The 20,403-nt window shown below is 54.8% G+C and carries 19 protein-coding genes; 13 read left to right on the forward strand and 6 right to left on the reverse strand.

The window, feature by feature from the left end:
* Positions 1 to 3 precede the first annotated feature (3 nt).
* Positions 4 to 429, forward strand: a complete 426-nt coding sequence (locus tag QSK07_RS17325) for a DUF4186 domain-containing protein (RefSeq protein ID WP_285720860.1) — start codon at positions 4 to 6, stop codon at positions 427 to 429.
* Between the two features lie 138 nt (positions 430 to 567).
* The gene (locus tag QSK07_RS17330; RefSeq protein ID WP_033731819.1) at positions 568 to 885 is read left to right on the forward strand and encodes a KPN_00521 family repetitive protein; all 318 of its coding nucleotides are present in this window, start codon (positions 568 to 570) and stop codon (positions 883 to 885) included.
* A gap of 62 nt (positions 886 to 947) precedes the next feature.
* Here the strand turns inward: QSK07_RS17330 and QSK07_RS17335 are convergent, their stop codons facing one another.
* Positions 948 to 2,186, reverse strand: coding sequence for an AI-2E family transporter (locus QSK07_RS17335; protein WP_285720859.1), 1,239 nt, complete (start codon positions 2,184 to 2,186; stop codon positions 948 to 950).
* 351 nt (positions 2,187 to 2,537) lie between these two features.
* Between QSK07_RS17335 and QSK07_RS17340 the strand changes: the two genes are divergently transcribed.
* Positions 2,538 to 2,867, forward strand: coding sequence for a hypothetical protein (locus QSK07_RS17340; RefSeq protein WP_285720858.1), 330 nt, complete (start codon positions 2,538 to 2,540; stop codon positions 2,865 to 2,867).
* A 14-nt stretch (positions 2,868 to 2,881) separates the two neighbouring features.
* On the opposite strand, the gene QSK07_RS17345 is transcribed toward QSK07_RS17340, so the two are convergent.
* Positions 2,882 to 6,643, reverse strand: coding sequence for an NAD(P)-binding protein (locus QSK07_RS17345; protein WP_285720857.1), 3,762 nt, complete (start codon positions 6,641 to 6,643; stop codon positions 2,882 to 2,884).
* Between the two features lie 576 nt (positions 6,644 to 7,219).
* Here QSK07_RS17345 and QSK07_RS17350 point away from each other — a divergent pair.
* On the forward strand, positions 7,220 to 7,912 hold the full coding sequence (locus QSK07_RS17350; protein ID WP_285720856.1) for a DUF421 domain-containing protein: 693 nt from the start codon (positions 7,220 to 7,222) through the stop codon (positions 7,910 to 7,912).
* 139 nt (positions 7,913 to 8,051) lie between these two features.
* Entirely contained in the window at positions 8,052 to 8,258 is a 207-nt protein-coding gene (locus tag QSK07_RS17355) for a hypothetical protein (RefSeq protein ID WP_285720855.1), read from the forward strand.
* A gap of 55 nt (positions 8,259 to 8,313) precedes the next feature.
* On the opposite strand, the gene QSK07_RS17360 is transcribed toward QSK07_RS17355, so the two are convergent.
* Together QSK07_RS17360 and QSK07_RS17365 are read right to left on the reverse strand one after the other, a co-directional pair.
* Complete coding sequence (locus QSK07_RS17360; protein ID WP_285720854.1) at positions 8,314 to 9,507, reverse strand: zinc-dependent alcohol dehydrogenase; 1,194 nt, start codon at positions 9,505 to 9,507, stop codon at positions 8,314 to 8,316.
* Between the two features lie 150 nt (positions 9,508 to 9,657).
* Positions 9,658 to 10,248 (reverse strand): hypothetical protein, encoded by a 591-nt coding sequence (locus QSK07_RS17365; RefSeq protein ID WP_098051243.1) that lies wholly within the window; start codon positions 10,246 to 10,248, stop codon positions 9,658 to 9,660.
* 363 nt (positions 10,249 to 10,611) lie between these two features.
* Here QSK07_RS17365 and QSK07_RS17370 point away from each other — a divergent pair, with 363 nt between their 5' ends.
* The 4 genes from QSK07_RS17370 to QSK07_RS17385 all read left to right on the forward strand — a co-directional run bounded on the left by QSK07_RS17370 (position 10,612) and on the right by QSK07_RS17385 (position 14,935).
* Positions 10,612 to 11,898: an HAAAP family serine/threonine permease gene (locus tag QSK07_RS17370; protein ID WP_285720853.1), complete on the forward strand. Its 1,287-nt coding sequence runs from the start codon at positions 10,612 to 10,614 to the stop codon at positions 11,896 to 11,898.
* A gap of 231 nt (positions 11,899 to 12,129) precedes the next feature.
* Positions 12,130 to 13,227 (forward strand): ABC transporter substrate-binding protein, encoded by a 1,098-nt coding sequence (locus QSK07_RS17375; protein ID WP_098051241.1) that lies wholly within the window; start codon positions 12,130 to 12,132, stop codon positions 13,225 to 13,227.
* A 271-nt stretch (positions 13,228 to 13,498) separates the two neighbouring features.
* A complete protein-coding gene (locus QSK07_RS17380) occupies positions 13,499 to 13,981 on the forward strand; it encodes an RcnB family protein (protein ID WP_285720852.1) in 483 nt (160 codons plus the stop codon).
* Positions 13,982 to 14,098: 117 nt separating this feature from the next.
* Entirely contained in the window at positions 14,099 to 14,935 is an 837-nt protein-coding gene (locus tag QSK07_RS17385) for a Cof-type HAD-IIB family hydrolase (protein ID WP_098051239.1), read from the forward strand.
* A gap of 83 nt (positions 14,936 to 15,018) precedes the next feature.
* Here the strand turns inward: QSK07_RS17385 and QSK07_RS17390 are convergent, their stop codons facing one another.
* The gene (locus QSK07_RS17390; RefSeq protein WP_285720851.1) at positions 15,019 to 16,167 is read right to left on the reverse strand and encodes an iron-containing alcohol dehydrogenase; all 1,149 of its coding nucleotides are present in this window, start codon (positions 16,165 to 16,167) and stop codon (positions 15,019 to 15,021) included.
* Positions 16,168 to 16,458: 291 nt separating this feature from the next.
* On the opposite strand from QSK07_RS17390, the gene gntT reads away from it, so the two are divergent.
* Positions 16,459 to 17,775, forward strand: coding sequence for a gluconate transporter (gntT, locus tag QSK07_RS17395; RefSeq protein ID WP_013357083.1), 1,317 nt, complete (start codon positions 16,459 to 16,461; stop codon positions 17,773 to 17,775).
* 174 nt (positions 17,776 to 17,949) lie between these two features.
* On the opposite strand, the gene QSK07_RS17400 is transcribed toward gntT, so the two are convergent.
* Positions 17,950 to 18,195: a hypothetical protein gene (locus QSK07_RS17400; protein ID WP_013357084.1), complete on the reverse strand. Its 246-nt coding sequence runs from the start codon at positions 18,193 to 18,195 to the stop codon at positions 17,950 to 17,952.
* 256 nt (positions 18,196 to 18,451) lie between these two features.
* On the opposite strand from QSK07_RS17400, the gene QSK07_RS22965 reads away from it, so the two are divergent.
* The 3 genes from QSK07_RS22965 to QSK07_RS17410 all read left to right on the forward strand — a co-directional run bounded on the left by QSK07_RS22965 (position 18,452) and on the right by QSK07_RS17410 (position 20,366).
* Positions 18,452 to 18,535 carry a small membrane protein YohP gene (locus tag QSK07_RS22965; protein WP_019105993.1) on the forward strand — a complete coding sequence of 28 codons (84 nt, stop codon included), beginning with the start codon at positions 18,452 to 18,454 and terminating at the stop codon, positions 18,533 to 18,535.
* A 965-nt stretch (positions 18,536 to 19,500) separates the two neighbouring features.
* Positions 19,501 to 19,710: a transcription antiterminator/RNA stability regulator CspE gene (gene cspE / locus QSK07_RS17405; RefSeq protein WP_006118399.1), complete on the forward strand. Its 210-nt coding sequence runs from the start codon at positions 19,501 to 19,503 to the stop codon at positions 19,708 to 19,710.
* A 224-nt stretch (positions 19,711 to 19,934) separates the two neighbouring features.
* A complete protein-coding gene (locus tag QSK07_RS17410; RefSeq protein ID WP_098051237.1) occupies positions 19,935 to 20,366 on the forward strand; it encodes a GNAT family N-acetyltransferase in 432 nt (143 codons plus the stop codon).
* Positions 20,367 to 20,403: the final 37 nt, after the last annotated feature.

The following is a 20,403-nucleotide window of genomic DNA, read 5'->3' on the forward strand; positions in this document are numbered from 1 at the left end:
AGTATGAACGTGTCTGACGACCTGTTTACCCGACTGGCACGTTCGTCGTTTCGTCAGCGGTTTCGCCTGGGACGCGCTGAGTACGATTATGCGAGCAGCAAAGGCGAGCCGGTTTTGCGACAGCACGCCGCCGAGTTTGTCGCACAGCGACTTGCGCCTGCTCAGCCGGAAAATGATGGCAAACAGACGCCGATGCGCGGTCATCCGGTGTTTATCGCCCAGCACGCCACCGCGACCTGCTGTCGTGGCTGTCTGAACAAGTGGCACAACATCGGGCAGCATCAGCCGCTGAACGCTGAGCAGCAGGATTATGTCGTGACAGTGTTACTGGCGTGGATCTCCCGGCAGATGCAGCAGCCAGCACCGCCCGCTCGCGTGAGCCGGAATAAGCCGAAACCGGGCGACGATCCGCAGCTGGCACTCTGGTAATGGATAAAAAAGCTTCAGTCAGCGGCTTTTTCTGGTGAAAACTGGCCCTTTTTCATTCCTGGTTTATTCTTAAATCTTTCCTGGGAAGGCTATGCCAGGATTAAAACCTACACGGCAACGACGAATACAGAGGGAATTATGAAGAAATCAATTATTGCACTGTCTGCTATTTTGCTGGCTTCGCCAGTATTTGCTGCTACCACTACCGATAACACCGTTGCGGAAGCGCATAAAGGCGCTGACACCGCGAAAGAAAAACTGCATCAGACCCAGAACGAAGGCAAAGAGCTGAAGCTGAAGTCTGAGCACGCCGCTGAAGGCAAAAGCCACACCACCGGTAGTAAAATCACCGAAGGTGCTCAGAAAGGCTGGCACAAAACCAAAGAAGGCACTGAAAAAGGCTGGGATAAAACCAAGCAGGGTGCTGAAGATCTGAAAAACAAAGCAACCAACTAAGACGCTGGTTTTCAGATAAAAAAAACCCACCGAAAGGTGGGTTTTTTTATGGCTGAACCGGATTACGCTTTGTTTTCCGCCGCCTTTCTTTCTGCGGCTTCTTTTTCCGCCGCCGCTAACGCCGACACTTTGATTTCCGCTTCAGCGGCCGCTTCGGCTGCCGCAGACGCCGCTTCAGCCGCGGCTTCTGCGGCTGTCTCTGACTGTTTTTTGCCTTCTTCAATTACTTCTTCGTCGATGACTTCGATATTTTCGCGGTTATCGCGGCCTGAAAGCAGGTTCCAGCAGGCGATAAACAGCGCGGCAATCACCGGACCGATCACGAAACCGTTGATGCCGTAAATCTCCATGCCGCCCAGCGTGGCGATGAGGATCATATAGTCAGGCATTTTAGTATCTTTACCGACCAGCAGCGGACGCAGAATATTATCCACCAGACCGACAATCACCACGAAGAAACCGACCAGGAACAGCCCTTTCCACAGTGCGCCAGTGGCGAAGAAGAAGATCGCCGCAGGCACCCAGATGATAGCGGAACCGACCGCCGGAATCAGGGAGAGGAATGCCATCAGCGCGCCCCACAGCAGGCTGCCGTCGATGCCGGTAAACCAGAAGGCCAGCCCGCCGAGAATACCCTGCACGACGCCGACTACCACCGTACCTTTCACCGTCGCGCGCGCCACAGCAGCAAACTTCACCATCAGGTGATGCTTCACATAAGTAGAAAGCGGCAATGCTTCCAGAATCAGATGCACCAGATAGGAGCCATCTTTCAGCAGGAAGAACAGCAGATAGAGCATGATGCCAAAACCGACGGTGAAGCTGAACGTCCCTTTACCAATGATAAAGGCGCTGCCCGCCACATACTGACCGCCCTTCAGCGCAAACGAGGAGAGCTTCTGCTGAATCTGTTCGGCGTTATCCAGATTATTTTCAGCCAGGAAATGCTTCGCCCAGCGCGGCAGATGCTGTAGCAGATCGGCGAAGACGGCCGGGAACTGCGATGAGTTGGTCTGCAGTTTGTGATAGACCGCGTTGGTTTCAACCACCAATGAGGAGGCAATAATCGCCAGCGGTGTGAAGACAATCAGGCAGATACAGAACAGGGTAATTAGCGCAGCCACGCCGTTGCGGTCACCCAGTCGGCTGCGCAGCCAGGTTTTCAGCGGATGGAAAATCACCGCCAGAATCGCCGCCCATAAAATCGGCGAGAAATAGGGCGAAAGCACCTCGAAAAATGCGACGGTGGCAATAGCCAGAATCAAAATGAAAAACCCGATGTTCAATCCTTTAAAACGCATGGAGAAACCTCATCTGGAACAAACTCTGATAAACCCGACGCGCAAATTTGCTGTGTCCGGCTTCGCTTGCGCGATAGCCTCGTGACAAATAACGCTCAGGCTTTGCACGTTAAATGCTGCTGCGGGCAGCATTATTCTGGCTAACTGTCTGAAAGGTCTTGCAGAAGTGATGAACGGGTAATGTGCGTTCGCTGCGTGACTTTCGGTCAGTAGCGGGCTGCCTCTGACGGCAGCGCGCTGAATCCTACATTAGCGTAGCGGTTTCGACCATTATTGGTAGGTCAGAAACTCATGTTCCCGGTGTATGCTGCCGATAACATCATTGAGTGAGCAAAAAACAGGCAGTGAGAAATGCGTAAACAGAGAGTCTTAGTGGTGCTGGTAACGCTGGTATTGACCGGCTGCGCGACCAAGCATTATCCACAGGCGGCTGCGGTGACGCCGCAAGAGACAGCGACGCTGAGCTGCAACGCCCTGGATCAGGAACTGGTCAAAGCGCACAGCGTGCAAAGTGATATCGAGCAGACCGGCCAGTTCAATGCCCTGACCGTGCTGGGCTTTATCGGGGATTTCGGACTGGGCAATGGCATTGCAAAATACAATGCCACCCGTAAAGCGGAAAAGCGGGTCACTGCGTTGCAGTCGCTGAAAGCCGCAAAGTGCAGCCAGCGTCTTTCATAACGGGCTGCGTCAGATCAGCCAAGCTTCCCTGCGCTGAGATGTTGCAAACGGACATTTTCGGCCGCGCGTTTACCGGCCAGAAAGGCGTGATCCGAGTTGTAATATTCCCACTCGCTGTAACGACCCGACAGATGGATATCCTGAGTCAGCAGCCACTGGCGGATCAAGGCCACGTTATCGCTGCGCGCATGGTCATAGACCACGTAGGCGTAAGGCATATCAACCTCTGATGCGCAGAGTAACGGATCGTCTGTGGTAATCATGCCGACCCGGATGCAATCCTGACGGCAGCGCTCAATCAGTGCATCACCCTCCAGCGGCAGCGGATTAGCCGCGTTGTAGGTAATTTCACAGGTTAAGCCGAAACCACCCGGCGGATTGCAGTGTGGACTGGCATTACCCTGCACAAATATGCGATGGAACAGTGTATCGCCAGGGTAGTAAATCCAGTGTTTTTCAGTCAGGTCAGCCCGGCCAATGCCCAGATTCACACAGCGCACCGACACAAACTGCAGTTGCTGCGCCGCCAGCTGGACGCTCTCTGGCACCTCATCACCCATTAGCTTAATCAGCTCCGGCAGCGGCATGGTACTGATCAACTGCTCATACCGGTAGTGGCGACCATCCGCCAGCAGGGCGACATGCGCCTGCGGGTAGATGCGCGTCAACGTTGTATCGGTTTCCAGCTTACATTTCAGGTGCGGTAAAAAGCCTGACATCAGTGCCTGGAAGCCACCGCGCAGCGGATAGCCGAATCGGGCGTTAGGGCCGACCGGTTTCGCCAGCGGTTGCAGCGCGCCATCGATAATCTGTGACAGATCGGGCAGCGGCACGCGTCCGCCGAGCCATGAGGTTTCCATGTCGGTCAGGGGCACTTTCCACAGTTTCTGGTTGTAGGGCAGGGCGAAATGCCGCGCGATGCCTTTGCCCCAGGTGCGCATAATAAAGTGCTGGAAATCCTCTTCGCCTTCCACCACACCGGCGCTGCTGCCCTCATCAGGGATTGCGCCATCCGCGCAGCAATCCCGCCGCGCCCGCGCCCGATCCAGCGGCACGGCAGCCACCGCTGTTTCGCCATAACGCGCTTCGATAGCGCCCAGCACACACTCTTTTACCACCTCGACCGGCAGGCCATGCAGCGCTGACTGGAAGGGATAGCGGGTATAAACACCGTCGCTGTAAACCCAGGCCTCGCGCGCCTGCCAGTGCAGATTGTCGCCCAGTAGCATCTCATAGAGCTGCAACACGTAGGGATCCTGCGAGAACATGATGTGACCGGCATAGTCGAAGGTGAATCCCTGATCGTCAATCGAGCGGCACCAGCCACCCGGCGTACTGTTTTTCTCCAGCAGCACCGCGCCTTCGCCATAGTGATACCCGGCGCTCAGACCCGTCGGTCCGGCGCCAATAATCAGGCAGGGCACCGCATCGCTCTCCAGCATCGCTGGCGTTAAAGGCTTGATGTTAGCCTGCGCGCGGGTCTGGCTGGCAGACTTCAGAGCAGGCTGACGCTGCGTCAGCGCCTGTTCGATCAGGCCATGTATCTGCTCTGCGGTGCGGTCCCAGGAGGTGGCATCGACTTTTGCCTGCATCCGTCCCGTCAGCGCCAGCCGTTCTGCGGCACTGATTGCCATTGCCTGTTTACAGGCGGCAATAAATTCCGCATGCGTCTCTGCAACCGCCACTTCTTCTGCGTAGTGGCGTGCCACATCGACAATAGCAGTACTGACAATTGGCAGCTGCGCCGCCATATACTCCAGCACCTTGGTCGGAGAGATGTAGCGGGTCGAAGCATTGATGGCAAACGGCATCAGACAGACATCCCAGCCCGCCAGGAACTGCGGCAGCGCCTGATAGGGCTGCTGACCTAACCAGTGAATATTGTCGCGCTGCGGCAGGCTGGCGGGATCAATTTTCACCACTGGCCCGACCATAATGATTTGCCACTCGGGATGGCTGTCTGCCAGTGCGGCTATCAGCGGCAGATCGATACGCTCATCCAGCACGCCGTAATAACCCAGACGCTGCGACGGAATGGCATCCTGTAACGGATGACGATTCGTGCGATCGCGCGCCTGTTCAAAATGAATGGCATCAACGCTGCTGGGGAAACAGTAAACCTGAGCGTGTTTATCACGCTTTGCTTCATAGAGGCTGGAGCCGCCGGTAAAGACCAGATCGGCGCGGGTCATCAGCGCCGATTCGCGCTGCTGCAGCTGACGCGGCGCATTCTGGAAGGCCGAAAGCTCATCCATACAGTCATAAATCACCAGTGCCGGATCAAACGGCGTCAGCAGCGGCAGTGCCATTGGCGTATAGAACCAGATCAGCGGCTGTTCGTTCTCCTCCAGCAGCGGCGTCAGCAGCAGCAGCAGCGGGGCGATCTGGCTGTCGTGAAAGCCGGGCGCGTAGCTGTCGGTGTGTGGCTGGATCACCGTGATGTTGGCGGCAGGTGAACTCTGGTGCAGACCCGGTGGTCCCGCCTGCCAGACCGGTTCCTCGACAAATAGCACGCGATAGTGCTGTGCCAGGCGAGTCAGCAATTGCTGCGGACGCTGAAAAACAAAACCCCAGCGTAAATGGCTGAAAACGATAAGAACGGGTGGTTTCATGGTGTGCTCCTGGCTGGGATGTTGTAGGGACGTAATGTGCTGCAAAAAGCGCTGCGCCTGACGCAAGGCGTCGGCATAAGGCTGCTGTAACTGGCGGGCATAAGGATCAGCGCCCAGAAGATCGAGATCCCACAGGCCGCTGCGGGTCCAGAAGGTGGTCTCCTCCCACAAGGGACGATCGAGAATCGGATAGAGGCAGATGCCGAGCAGGTCCGCGCCTGCCAGCTGCGCCTGTGCAACCTGTGTGGCGATCTCACGGATCCAGGCGCCGCGGCCGCTGCCCACGTGGCTGGTTTCCGCCAGCAGCAACGGCCGCTGATAGCGCAGCCAGACCTGCAGCAGCAGCTGATGCAGCGGCTGGCGTCGGCTGTCGCCCAGATGCCAGTAAAGCCGCCGGTTTGAACCCTGTTCCCACTGGTTGTCGTGGTAGTAATTCACACCAATCAGATCGAGATAGCGGGGTGCGCCGCCCAGCTCCGGATTACGGCGACCACTGAGCATGTCCCACGCCTGATACTGGGTGTCACACATCTCACGCGCCAGACGGTCGCTGTCGGGATCGGCGGGATCCGGCGCGATATGAATCAGCGGATCGCAGTGCTGCACACGGGCGCGCGGATCGGCCTGCCAGATCGCATCACAGCCAGCCAGGGTGGCGCGCACCAGCTGCCGCTTGGCGGCATCGGCCCGATCCGGCACCGGAATCGCTTCACAGGCAAACAGCCCGACCGAGATGCCCCAGCTGACAAAGGAGATTTCATTCATCGGAGAGTAGATCGGTGCCTGCTGATACCAGGGCGCCAGGAAGCGGGCCAGTGCACCACAGAAGGCAGCGAAACGGGGGATAAAGTCGTGATCAAACAGGCTGAGGCCTGCGGGCCAGCCGTAGTGACAGATTGTCCAGCTTAACTGAATACCCTGCTGCTCTGCGGCCTGCATGCGTGCAGCGACCGTGGAGAAGTCATAGCGGCCATCGCGTTCACATAGCCGCCAGCCGACGCTTTCCCGCACGGTGCGAATGGCAAAGGGGCTCAGCGCTGCATAATCTTCTGCCGCCCGCGCCTGATGCTGGTTCAGATCGTTCATCGACAGCGCAAGACCGGCCGGGTTAATATGATCGGCACCTTCGTAACCGGCCTGCCAGAAACTGGAAAAGGGCGTCATGGCATCTCCCAAAAAAAGCAACACGCTTCCCGCTGACGAGCCGTTGTGAAACGGGTCAGGGCGTTACAGATATGTAAAGCAGACTGGCGATCCTTGCCATAAGCCACAGACGCTAAATTGCAGGCAACAGAGCCTGTGGCGGTTTGGATGCGTGAGATAGCAGAACTAAACGTGCGGCGCTATCGGCAGGAAAAAGAGTGGCTTCTCTGAATGTTAACGGATTTTGCGGAAGCCTTACTGGAAAGTATAGACAGGGAAGGATGCTTCGCAAATTATTGAAGTGAAAAGGAAAAAGCGCAGCGGCAAAATCATCCATTCAGAAACAGGAATTATTCACTTTTGTCTGCGCTGTCGGATTGATAAGCGCAGCGTAAAGCGCATCAGCGTTAGTTTCAGCTTTGTTAACCTTTTCCTCAACATGCAGAGCGGTCAGACTGGCCTGTGTTAACCTTACTGCTTCGCTTGCCTATTAACGGGCTGGCGACAAGATTGACTTATTACTGGCCTGAATCTGTGGGCGATCAACGGGCGGCGGGTTAAGCTGCGCACCGCTTAAAACAGGATGTTTAACCGACTATGTTCTCATTCGACTGGCACCGTTTTTTACTTAACGATCAACCCGCCACCTTTTTATTTGAAGTGGTGGCGCGGGTTTTAATCGCTTATCTGGTAGTTTTTACTTTTCTGAAAGTGTCAGGACGACGCGGCGTGCGTCAGCTGTCGTTGTTCGAACTGGTGGTGATCCTGACGCTGGGTTCTGCGTCCGGTGACGTCACGTTTTATGACGATGTACCGGTGCTGCCGGTGATTATGGTGTTTGTGGTATTGCTGGCGCTCTACCGCCTGACCACCTGGCTGACGTCACACAGTCCGCGCTTTTCACGGCTGATTCAGGGCGACGTCATTACCCTGATTAAGGATGGCATGTATGTGCTGGAAAGTCTGGATCAGCTGAATATTTCCGAAGATGAGTTCTATATGGAGTTGCGCCAGAGCGGCGTAGAACATCTGGGACAAATCCGGCTGGCGCTGGTGGAAGTCGATGGTCAGCTCAGTCTCTATTTCTATGATGATGACGAGATACGCGCTGGATTAAGCGTGCTGCCGCCAGAGCACCGACAGGATTACAGCACAGTGCCGGTCAGCGCGCTCTACGCCTGCACCCATTGTGGCCAGACGCAGAGGATTGAGGCGGAGCAGCAGGCTGTCTGCGAGCGCTGTCAGCGACAGCGCTGGTCTGCGGCACTGAGCGTACGTCGGCTGCATTAGCGGTATCAGAGCATCGGGCTGAACCGCGATTAAACCCGTCGCAGCTTGTTCCCGCTCTCCACATAACTTTGCCTGTTACTGACAGAAAATGAAAACCCGTCGGGCAGCATAGCGACACCGTTACCAGAGAGGTGTGCGTATGAAAGTGAGGGTGGCCAGTGCATTACTGTTTTTACTGTTATCGTTTGGTGCATTTTCACAACAGGTGATAAGCGAAAGTCATCCCCATTCACGCAGTGCGCGACTGCTGGAGCAGGGGAGTCAGGTCGATACGGCGGACTCGCCGGATGAACATCTGCTGGAGAGGCGGGAGTGGCGAAGTAGTCTGCAGCGCAAGCCGTATTAAAATGCGATCCCCGGCAGCGCGTTCTGCCGGGGATCCGGTATTGAGATTCAGGCGATTAAATCGTGGCCTGCGTAGCGGTCATACCCGGCACCAGAATCACCTTCCGGCACTCCTCTTTGCGTTTAGCGAAAATATCGTAGCCGCGTGCGGCATCTTCCAGCGGCAGATGATGAGTCACAATCTCTTCCGGCGTCAGATGCCCCTGTTCAATCAGCTTCAGCAGATCGGGCAGATACGCATGCACATGCGTCTGTCCCATCTTAAAGGTCAGCCCTTTGTCGAAGGCATCACCAAACAGGAAGCCGTGAATGAATCCGGCGTAGACGCCCGGCACGCTGACGATACCGCCACGCCGCACCGCAGCAATACACTGACGCAACGCTTTACCACTGCTGCCTTCCAGCTTGAGATTGGTGAGCACGGTTTCAGTCAGGCTGCCTTTCGCCTCGAATCCGACGGCATCGATCACGGCATCCACACCGCGATTGCCGGTGCTGTGTTCAATAATCCAGCCAGCCGGGTCATCGATCTCATCGAAGTTAATCGGGATGACGCCGTAGCGATCGCGGGCAAAGTTTAAGCGGTAGTTGTTGTGGTCAATCATGTAAATCTGTTCGGCACCCTGCTGCCGTGCGCAGGCGGCACTAAGCAGGCCCACCGGGCCGGCACCAAAAATCGCCAGGCTGGAGCCGGGTTTAACTTCGGCATTTTTGACCGCCTGCCACGCGGTGGGCAGAATGTCCGACAGGAACAGCACTTTCTCATCTGACAGCACAGCCGGAACTTTGAATGGGCCGGTATTGGCTTTCGGCACCCTGACATACTCGGCCTGGCCGCCGGGCACACCGCCATAGAGCTTACTGAAACCAAACAGCGCCGCGGGCGGCGTGATGTTCTTACGGTTCAGAATAGCGCCCCGTCCGCTGTTGGTATTTTCACAGGCGGCATACTGGCTCAGCAGGCAGAAAAAGCAGTCGCCACAGGCGATCACAAACGGTATGACTACCCGGTCGCCTTTGGCGACGGCAGTCACTGCGCTGCCCGCTTCAACCACTTCGCCCATAAACTCATGACCAAAAATATCGCCATGCCCGGTACCGGGAATTTTGCCGCGATAAAGGTGCAGGTCTGAACCGCAAATGGCGGTAGCGGTCACGCGCAGAATAATGTCATCGGCTGCTTCCAGACCCGGGTCGGGCACGTTATCCACGCTGACTTTATGCGGGCCGTGATACGTTAATGCTTTCATTTGTTGATCTCCTGCTGACGGGGGAAGGGCGGCCAGACCAGAAGGTGTGGCTACCTGCGAGGAAGACTCAGTGAATCTGAAATCGAAACCTGCCTGAAGTGTAGTAACTCTTTAAGGAGTAAGCAGAGCGGTGCTGGAGACGGGGCGATTTCAGACCGGCGGGCTGGGTGAAGGCCTTTGCAGTGTGGCGGCAGGAACGGACAGCGCATCTGGTTGCCAGCCGGTGAGATCAGCCAGCGCGCGCCGGTAAGGGGTGTCAATTTGTGCCGGAATCTGGCCGAGGTAGTGAAAAGCGTGCTCACGCGTTTCACCGGTGAGATTCTGCAGGTAGTGCCGCGCCTCCTCCAGCGTCGGGATCTGACCTTCAACACCCGCCATACGGGCAGGAAGACCGGTCCAGATGACTCCTTCAATACCTTTCGCCTGCGCCCACTCCGCCAGCGGTCCCACCGGGGTTTCTGTTACCGTCATCATCCCGATGCCATCGGCACGGCTCTCCGGTATCGCCTCCCGAATGCGCAACGCGCTGCAGGCGCTCTCCAGTGAAGCGGTGTTCAGCCAGGCCCAGAACACTGGCACCGGGCGGGCATTCAGGCAGATGGCGGTCGACAACTCACCGCCGTCAGCGATGCGCACAAACTCAATCGGTATGGCAGGTCCATCATGATGCCACTGACTGGCCACCGGTAGTGCGCCGGTTTTCCAGATCAGCGATCCCCATCCCAGGCAGGCAATTTTCATTTTTTCTCCTGTGTCCCTGTTGGCGTGATTGCGACAGCGTCCGTTTAAGCGTAGCCCGTTGCGCTTAATCGTTACAGGGATCACCTTTTCAGGGGCAGTAAAACGGGCGCAAAAATGGCATGATCGCTGTGCAGTCACTTTGCACAACCTGACGGTTTTTTCAGCAATCCATGCGCGTTTGTCTTCGCGGCTTGAACTTTTATCGTCAGGTAGTGTAAAAAGTGGCGCACGCAATCGATTACTTATGCATGTGCGGATCATTTTTACGCTTCACCGATCTGTCTGCAGCTAAGGCTGAGAGTGGGGCATACGTTACCTGCCTGACGGCTCAGGTTACTGGCGGCTTTTAACACGGACTATCTGATGAAAACCACGCAAACTGGCACGCTGGGCGCGCTTGAGAGTGACGTCGATACGGGATGGCGTAAAACCGACACGATGTGGATGCTGGGTTTATACGGCACCGCAATCGGAGCCGGGGTGCTGTTCCTGCCCATCAATGCTGGTGTCGGCGGTCTGATCCCGCTCATCATCATGGCGGTGCTGGCCTTTCCGCTGACCTTCTTCGCGCACCGCGCCCTGACGCGTTTTGTCCTTTCCGGTAAAAATCCGGCGGGTGATATCACTGAGGTAGTTGAGGAGCATTTCGGCGTTGGCGCGGGCAAGTTGATTACGCTGCTCTATTTCTTCGCAATTTACCCGATTCTGCTGATGTACAGCGTGGCGATTACCAACACGGTGGAAAGCCTGATGGTGAATCAGCTCGGCCTTGTGCCACCGCCGCGTGTGCTGCTGTCGCTGCTGCTGATTGTCGGCCTGATGACCATTGTGCGCTTCGGCGAAAAGATGATCGTCAAAGCGATGAGCGTGCTGGTCTATCCTTTTGTGGCGGTTTTGATGCTGATGGCCTGCTATCTGATCCCGCACTGGCACGGCGCTGTACTCTCAACCCTGAACGTTCAGCCTGCGGGCAGAAGTCTGTGGATGACGCTGTGGCTGGCGATACCCGTTATGGTCTTTTCGTTTAACCACTCACCGATCATCTCCTCCTTTGCACTGGCGAAGCGCGAAGAGTATGGCGACGCCGCTGAGAAAAAATGCTCGCGCATTCTGGCCTGCTCACACCTGATGATGGTGGTGACGGTGATGTTCTTTGTCTTCAGTTGCGTGCTGAGCCTGTCGCCTGACGATCTGCATGCCGCTAAGGCGCAGAACATTACCATTCTCTCCTATCTGGCGAACCATTTTCAGGTGCCGATGATTGCCTGGCTCGGGCCGCTGATCGCCATTGTAGCGATCACCAAATCGTTCCTCGGCCACTATCTGGGCGCGCGTGAAGGGTTTAATGGTATGGTGAATAAGGCGCTGCGCAGCCGCGGTAAAACCATCGCGCCTGCCAGACTGAATCGCCTGACGTCACTCTTTATGTTGCTTACCACCTGGCTGGTGGCAACGCTGGATCCGAATATTCTCGGCATGATTGAGACGCTGGGCGGGCCGGTGATTGCCATGATCCTGTTCCTGATGCCGATGTATGCCATTCACAAAGTCCCGGCGATGCGTAAGTACAGCGGGAAAATCAGTAACCTGTTTGTTGTGCTGATTGGTCTGATTGCCATCTCCGCGATTTTCTATTCGCTGGTGAAGTAACAGGTCACTCAACAGGCGCTTCTCAGCAGTATTGAGAGGCGTCTGCTGTTCTGCCCACCACGCGTCATTTTCTCCGTGTATCGCCAACCCGCGCCCCCCTGTTTTAGCCAGCCGCCGCACAGTGAACCCTCTCTCTCAGACGCATCTCGTCAGCAATATTTACATTTGTTACTTTTTCACATGGTAGAGTTAACGCGAATAATTATTATTCCTTTAAAGGACTGGAGAAAAATGAAAATCGGGATTGTTGCTGCCACCACACTGTTACTGTCAACCGCCTGCGCGGCGACCACCTATCCGGTCACGGTGACCGATATGGATGGTCAGAAAATTACGCTGCAAAAGGAGCCGCAGCATGTGATTTTGCAGGATGGACGCGACGTGATGGCGCTGGCCTTACTGGATCGACAGAACCCGTTTCAGCGGGTCGTTGCCTGGAATAACCTGCCGAAAAAGCAGGACACCCAGACCTGGGATCTGCTGAAGCAGCGCTGGCCGCAGGCGGCATCGATTGTGGATATGGGCTTTAACGATCAGGGGCAGGTCAATCTGGAAAGCGTGCTGGCGAAGCAGCCCGATCTGATGATTGCGCAGCTGCGCGCTAAACCGGCACTGGCGCAGTCGGGCGTGCTGGCTACCCTGAAAAATCTGCATATCCCGGTGCTGTTCCTGGATGATGAGCTTCACCCTAAAGAAAACACCCTGAAGAGTGTGAAAGTGCTGGGTACCGTTCTGAATCGTGAAACCGAGGCAAAAGCCTATGCTGATTTTTATCAGCAGCGCTGGCAGATGCTTCAGCAGAAGATCGCTCAGGTGCCGCACAAGCCGACGGTATTTATTGAACCGATTGCCGGTAACAGTGACAACTGCTGCTTTACCCATGGTCATAACGGCTGGGGTGCGCTGGTGGAAGCGGTCGGCGGGAAAAATATCGGCTCAGCGCTGCTGCCCGGCAGCTCAGGTTTTGTGTCGCTGGAGAAGATTATCGCCATGAAGCCGGACGTTTACATCATGACCGGTTCGAAGCGTCCGAACAGCAACGTGCTGCCGTTTGGTTATGGTGCCAGTCAGAGCGACGTGACCGCCACCTTTAACCGCCTGCAGAACCGTACCGGGCTGGAGCAGATCGAACCGGTGAAACAGAAACGGGTCTATGGCGTCTATCACCATTTTTATAATCACCCTTACAACATCATCGGTATGGAAATTCTGGCTAAAGATCTCTATCCGGACCTGTTCAGCGATCTGGATCCGACGGCCGATTATCACCATATCGTAAAACAGTTTACGGGATTGCCGGATGCGCCGGTGATCCTCAGCACGCCATAACCGGGTGAAGCGTCGGGGTGCATTTCAGCACCCTGACGTTGAACAGGTTTTAACGGGTTAGCCTGAGACGTGATGTTCAGGCTGCCCGGTTAAGATCTGGATTGCGTCAGAAAAGTTGTAAAGATATGACCAGTGTTAAGAAATCGCTAAGCAAGCGTAATACTGTGTAAGTTACCGGATTTTAAGACTTTTGCCGATGTCTCCCGCCAGAATTATTGCCATGATGCCGATCAACGGTGCCTGAACAGCCGTTATTTTCGGAGGCAGTATCATGAAAAAAACAACATTAACGCTTATCGCTTCACTTTTAACATGCAGCACGCTCTTCTCTCAGGTTTCACTGGCAGACGATCATGATGACGGACAGCGTAAGCCGGTGCCGCATCAGAACAGTGATAAACGCCCTGATAATCGCGGCCCCGATCAGAATCGAGACCGCGGCAACAATCGCCATGATGATAAAAATCCTCGCGACATGGGCAATAATCGTCATGATGAAGGTAACTACCATCGTGGCAGAGAATCCCGCAATGACCGTGACCATTTCGCCTGGCAGGGTCATGACTTCCGTCGCGGCCATCCTGTCCCGCAGGAATATCGTGGCGACCATTATCGCGTAGCCGACTGGCATGAACGCGGTCTGCGTGAACCGCCGCGCGGTTATCACTGGGCAAACATCGACGGCAACTATGTGCTGATTGCTGCCGCGACCGGTGTGATTACCGCGCTGGTGCTGAACAGCGCCCTGAACTGATTCTATCCTGAACCCTTCACCAGGGATGGCTGCGGCCATCCCTCTTTCTTTCCGTTTTGCTGCGCCAGCGGCTATCCTGAGACTCCACGCTGAAAATTTCCTGTATAAGGAGTCATGATGACGACGGTCAAGATGGTTGCAGTCGATATGGATGGCACGTTTCTGGACGATAATAAGCTGTACAACCGATCCCGCTTTCTCGCCTGCTATCAGCAACTCACCGCCCGCGACATCAAATTTGTGGTGGCCAGCGGCAATCAGTACTACCAGCTCAAATCCTTTTTCCCGGAGATCGCCAGCGATATCGCCTTTGTGGCGGAAAACGGCGCATGGATTATTGACCGCGATGAGGAGCTGTTTTGCGGTGCCTTTGAACGCCGCGACGTTGAAGCGGTAATCAGCACCCTGCAAAACGGCGACTATCCCGGCCTGCGTTACCTGCTGTGTGGCCGTGACAGCGCCTATTACTTCGACGGCATGGAAGAGAGCTGGCTGAAGAAGATGCGCCATTACTGTCACCGGCTGAAGCCAATTCATCATCTGGATGAGGTGCAGGATGACCGGCTGTTTAAGTTCGCGCTGAACCTCTCGGATGATTACATCGAGCCACTGATGGCGGATATTGAGCGATTGCACCAGGGACGCGTGGCCGCGACGTCAAGTGGTCATGGCTCGGTGGATCTGATCGTACCGGGAAATCACAAAGCGCACGGTCTGGATCTGCTGGCAAAACGCTGGGGGATCACGCATGACCAGGTGCTGGTCTTTGGCGATGGCGGTAACGATCTGGAGATGCTGAAGCAGTCCGGCTTCAGTTTTGCCATGGACAATGCGCCGCAGCGGGTAAAGCAGGCGGCACGTTATGCCGCGCCGTCTAATAATGAGCAGGGCGTGTTGCAGGTCATTGAGCAGATGCTGGCAGGTGAGGGGCCTTTTGCCGCACCGCGGCACTGAGACTGAACGTGCCAGGATAGCGCTGGGCTGCTGCATGACCTGCCAGGCTGGCAGGTCAGTCAAGAGGCCAAAGTGGCCCTGGATCACGCCGTGATCGGCCAGGCCTGCGCAATCATTGTCTGCATCTGTTCGCGGCTGTAATTCACCAGCGAATTTTTGCTATTGGCACGCGCCAGGATCCACTCCACCTCAGTGCGGCTCAGCGACGGGCCTTCCTGCCAGAATGGCGTGATGGCCTGCTGCTGCAGCCACTGCTTCAGAAACTGTGCCGGTGAATCTGTGGATTCGCTGAAGAGCTGCGGGTGCAGCTCCGCCATCAGCTTAAGCTGCAGCGGCTGCTGGCTATCAGACAGCAGATCCAGGAACGGAAACAGCAGGCGTCCGCACACTTCACCGTGATGGAACGGTTTAATCGCGCCCAGTTCCCCGGCAATACCGTGGATCACCCCCAGACCCGCGCTGCTGAGACTGACCCCTCCCAGCCACGATGCCATCATCATTGCTTCACGTGCCGCGTCACCCGCCGCATCTTCGCGATTGAGGGCAGGCCACGCCTGAACAAACTGACGCAGACCGGTCAGCGCCAGCTGGCGGGTGAAGAGGTTGCCTTTGCCGGAGAGATACGCTTCAAACAGGTGGGTGAAAGCATCGATGCCGCAGGTCACCAGCACCTGGTCAGGCGCGCCTTTCAGCAGATCCGGGTCAAGAATCGCTACTTCCGGCACAAAGACAGGGTGGCGCAGTGACGCTTTGATCTGAATTTCCTGCTGGTCAGTCACTACCGCATTTTGCGTGACTTCGCTGCCGGTCCCGGCCGTTGTCGGAACCGCAATCAGCGGCAGCGTGATGGGCTGAACTGCAGTGTCACCCACTTTTTCCAGATAGCGGGCCGTGGGCAGCGGGTGTTGGATCATGGCGCTGAAGGCTTTCGCCGCATCCAGCACGCTGCCTCCGCCAATCGCGACCACCCGATCAACATGACCGCGCCAGCGTGCAACCCAGCCATCGATCTCAGCGGGCGAGGCTTCATGGCTGACAATTTCATAGCCGAGAATATGATCGTTGAGGTCAGCTTTTATCCGGGCATAGGCCGGCCCCTGCAGGAAAGATTGTCCGCAAAACAGCAGAGTAGGTTGTGACCGTGCGGCCAGCAGCGGCACCAGTTTATCCAGACTACCGCGGCCAAAGAGGGTTCGTTGATTACTGTACAGCTCACTCAGGTTCTCACTCACCAGCGCATCCTTTTTACATTTCGCTAAAATCTGAGTGTAACGAAAAGCGCGGCGCCAGCATGGGCAAACTTTCTGATAACACACTGGCAAAAAGTTGATCATCTTCGCAAAACAGAAATTCACCGTCGGCGGGGTGGTGCTTTCCTGCGGATGTTACCCTTAACATGTTATCGGTAACAGCGTTTGTCGGGGTGTGTAAGCATCTTACAGCGCGCTGTTTTGCAGCCCTCCGGGGATCATGATAATAAACCGACACTGAATTCCCTTCAGTGCGCAAGGTGGAGAAAACCTATGCCATTACTCTATGTGGCGATCGGCGTCGCGTTACTGCTGCTGCTAATGATTCGCTTTAAGCTTAATGGATTTATCGCGCTGATCCTGGTGGCGCTGGCGGTCGGTGTGATGCAGGGCATGCCGGTTAATAAAGTTATTACCTCAATTAAAGCGGGCGTAGGTGGCACGCTGGGCAGCCTGGCACTGATCATGGGCTTTGGTGCCATGCTCGGTAAGTTGCTGGCCGACTGCGGCGGCGCGCAGCGCATTGCCACCACCCTGATTGAAAAATTCGGTACAAAGCATATTCAGTGGGCGCTGGTACTGACCGGTTTTATCGTCGGTTTTGCGCTGTTCTACGAAGTTGGCTTTGTCCTGATGCTGCCGCTGGTGTTCAGCGTGGCGGCGTCAGCGCGTGTGCCGCTGCTCTACGTCGGGGTGCCGATGGCGGCTGCTTTATCAGTGACGCACGGTTTCCTTCCCCCGCATCCTGGCCCTACAGCCATTGCTACGCTGTTTAATGCTGACATGGGTAAAACGTTGCTGTTCGGTACGCTGCTGGGTATCCCTACGGTGATTCTGGCGGGGCCGGTTTATGCCCGTTTCCTGAAAAACATCGACAAACCGATTCCACAGGGGCTTTATAACCCGAAGACCTTTACCGAAGCGGAAATGCCCAGTTTTGGCGTCAGCGTCTGGACAGCACTGGTGCCGGTGGTGCTGATGGCGTTGCGTGCCGTGGCGGAGATGCTGTTGCCAAAAGGCCATGTACTGCTGCCCTATGCGGAGTTCTTTGGCGACCCGGTAATGGCAACGCTGATTGCGGTACTGATTGCGATCTTCACCTTTGGCCTGAATCGCGGTCGTACGATGGAACAGGTGATGGATACCCTGACCGACTCGATCAAAATCATCGCTATGATGCTGTTGATCATTGGCGGTGGCGGTGCCTTTAAACAGGTACTGGTGGACAGCGGCGTGGATAAATATATCGCCAGCATGATGCATTCGACTCAGCTTTCACCCATTTTTATGGCCTGGTCGATTGCTGCTGTGCTGCGTATTGCACTGGGTTCTGCCACGGTTGCGGCGATTACCGCCGGGGGCATTGTGGCACCGTTGATTGTCACCAGCGGTGCCAGCCCGGAATTGATGGTGATCGCCGTGGGTTCCGGCAGTGTGATCTTCTCGCACGTTAATGACCCAGGCTTCTGGCTTTTCAAAGAGTATTTCAACCTGACGATTGGTGAAACCATTCGCTCCTGGTCGGCGCTGGAGACTATTATTTCGGTCTGTGGTCTGGTGGGTTGCCTGCTGCTCTCCTGGGCGATTTAACCTCTGGCCGCTGGCAACCCTGCCAGCGGCTCCTCCGCGTTGCTTCTCTCCAGCCCGTTTCCTTTTATATCGCGGACTGCTTCCCAGGCTGGTTTATTTGCAGCCCGTGACCACGAACATAATAAGGGCCGCAAAACGCGGCCCACAGGTTTGTAATAGCATACATCTGGCCTCTTAATGAGGCGGTTCAAAACCGGCTTTGACCATCTGTTCCCGTAGCGCACGCGCAATTTCGCGATTGCCGCCGGTGACCGGATAGATCACGTTATTGACCACATCATCAAGATAGTGCTCGTCAAACTCCTGCATAGAGAGCTGCGTGCCGCCTTCATCGTTGATGGCGAAAGAACCTTTGATGTGGTTACCGCTGTTTTTTGCCTTAAGGCTGTAGCGGCCCATGCTGGTATTAATCGTGCTCATAAGATCTCCTCGCGACTCACTTCAATCTCATCACTACTGAGGCCTGCCTTGCCGCCTGAATTTTAGCCAGGAGTGGTGAGTAAAACGAAGAAAGAGGGCCAGTAAGAAGTGGTGTTGCGATCGTTATCTCAGAACATAAATAAAAACGAAAGTTGCTGAACTTATGAGCAGTTGAACACTGACTGAAGCGGCGTGACAAATTTTTCTGTCTATACTGCTTACAGGAAAAATGTTTAATCAGTGAGGGAGAAAGGAAATGAAAATTATTCTGTGGATTATCGCGATCATTTTTATCGTGGGCTTGCTGACCCTGACAGGGGTGTTCAAACTGATTTTCTGATGTCATAGCTTTGTTAAAGCTTCAGCGACAGCGGGCACCTAATCAGGTGCCCGGGTTGTTTTCTGGCTCGCTAGCAAATACTGGCTGATGGGATCCATCGGCGTATCTGGTAGCAGATCCTGAGAGTTCAGCTGTTTTTTACAGCATGCGCAGCAGGCACCATGAAAGTTGCGCTTACCCTCCCGATAATCAGTGAAAACGAACCGTGCGCTTCCACACTGGCTACAGCGTATCTTCATCACCATTCTGCGTCTCATCCTCCTTTTTGAAGCGCCCTGACGGATGCCTGCCTCTGATCGGTTAAGCAGGTTTTATCTATTGCTGCGCAATATTATTTCGGACTGCGATGAGAAACGTAATTTCTTATAACGTTGAATGTTTGTTGCCAAATGCGAATTCAATCACTAAAAAGCACTTCCTTGATCTCGCTCAATGTTTCTTTGCTGTTGGCTGAAATACCCGCGAATACCCCACTCTGACTGGGATTATTGGCACTGAACGCTTAACCGGGTGCAATTAAAAGCAGGAACTGCGCTCAGAAATCCAAGAATTTATGCTCATTTAATGAGCGTTTTTGCCACGATAACTGCGAGAACCCTTAAAAAATGGATCTGACAGAGAAAAGCGCTGTCCCGATGAAGTTAAAAAATTGCGTTTTTACTTATGTCGCCATCATTAAGAAGAGGAATACGTTTCAATAAGATTTTTCTTTTTAACGCGAGTGCTGTGTAATTCTTAAAGAGAAAAGGTGCGGCTTTACAGCGGGTTAACGGCCAGTGCAGGTTATGGGCCTGCTAGCTGTTTACGGACGATTCGCAAGTCCGGAAGCAGGAAAGTGTGATGGATGCACGTAAAGTCGATATTTATCACTTTTTCATCAAATCGTACTGGACAAATTCCTCCGCAATTGCTGTACTAGACACCGACACAGTTTAGTGTCCATTTTTCATGTAAAGGTAATATAGATGTCTAAGATCAAAGGTAACGTTAAGTGGTTTAATGAATCTAAAGGATTCGGGTTCATTACTCCTGAAGATGGCAGCAAAGATGTATTCGTACATTTCTCTGCAATCCAGAGCAACGGCTTCAAAACTCTGGCTGAAGGTCAGCGCGTAGAGTTTGAAATCACCGACGGCGCTAAAGGCCCATCTGCTGCTAACGTTATCAGTCTGTAAGTTAACAGTAAGAATTCTAAAAACCCGCCTGATGGCGGGTTTTTTTATGGCTGTAATCTGCGCTTCATCCCCGCCATCGTACCCTTTATCGGCAGGTTGCCGCACAAACTGCGCGGCGGCTCACAATAAATCCTCGTAACATATTCATAACATTACGACATGCTGCTTTTTAGCGTGCGACGCTATATAACTGTGCGACAGAACCGGGTAAGTGAGGAGGCAGGATGAACATACGTCAGGCAGAGTTAAAAGACAGTTTTGCGCTAAGTGCCCTGTTGAGCGAGTTAGGCTATGGCGGGACCGAAAGCTTCATTGAACAGCGCCTGGCGCAGTTATGCAGCGATCCCAGTGAAGCGCTGCTGGTGGCTGAACATGGCAGCCAGGTGCTGGGTTTCCTTTCCCTGCACTTTATACCTCAGCTGGCCCTGGCCGGTGATTTTGCCCGCATCAGCTATTTCTGCATTGCAGAAGGAGAGCGCAGTAAAGGCGTCGGCCAGCAGCTGCTTCAGCACGCTGAAACGCTGGCAGCGCGTCGTGGCTGCGACCGTATGGAAGTCCATTGCCATCAGTCACGTCTTAAGGCGAATCAATTCTACGCCCGTGAAGGTTATATTGAGTCCCCCCGTTATCTCATCAAAGATCTGCAAGCGGGTTAATTTACCGTACGCAGGGACGATCCGCACTCCGGCGATA

The sequence above is a fragment of the Pantoea sp. QMID4 genome, assembly GCF_030270445.1.
Lineage (GTDB): Bacteria > Pseudomonadota > Gammaproteobacteria > Enterobacterales > Enterobacteriaceae > Pantoea > Pantoea vagans.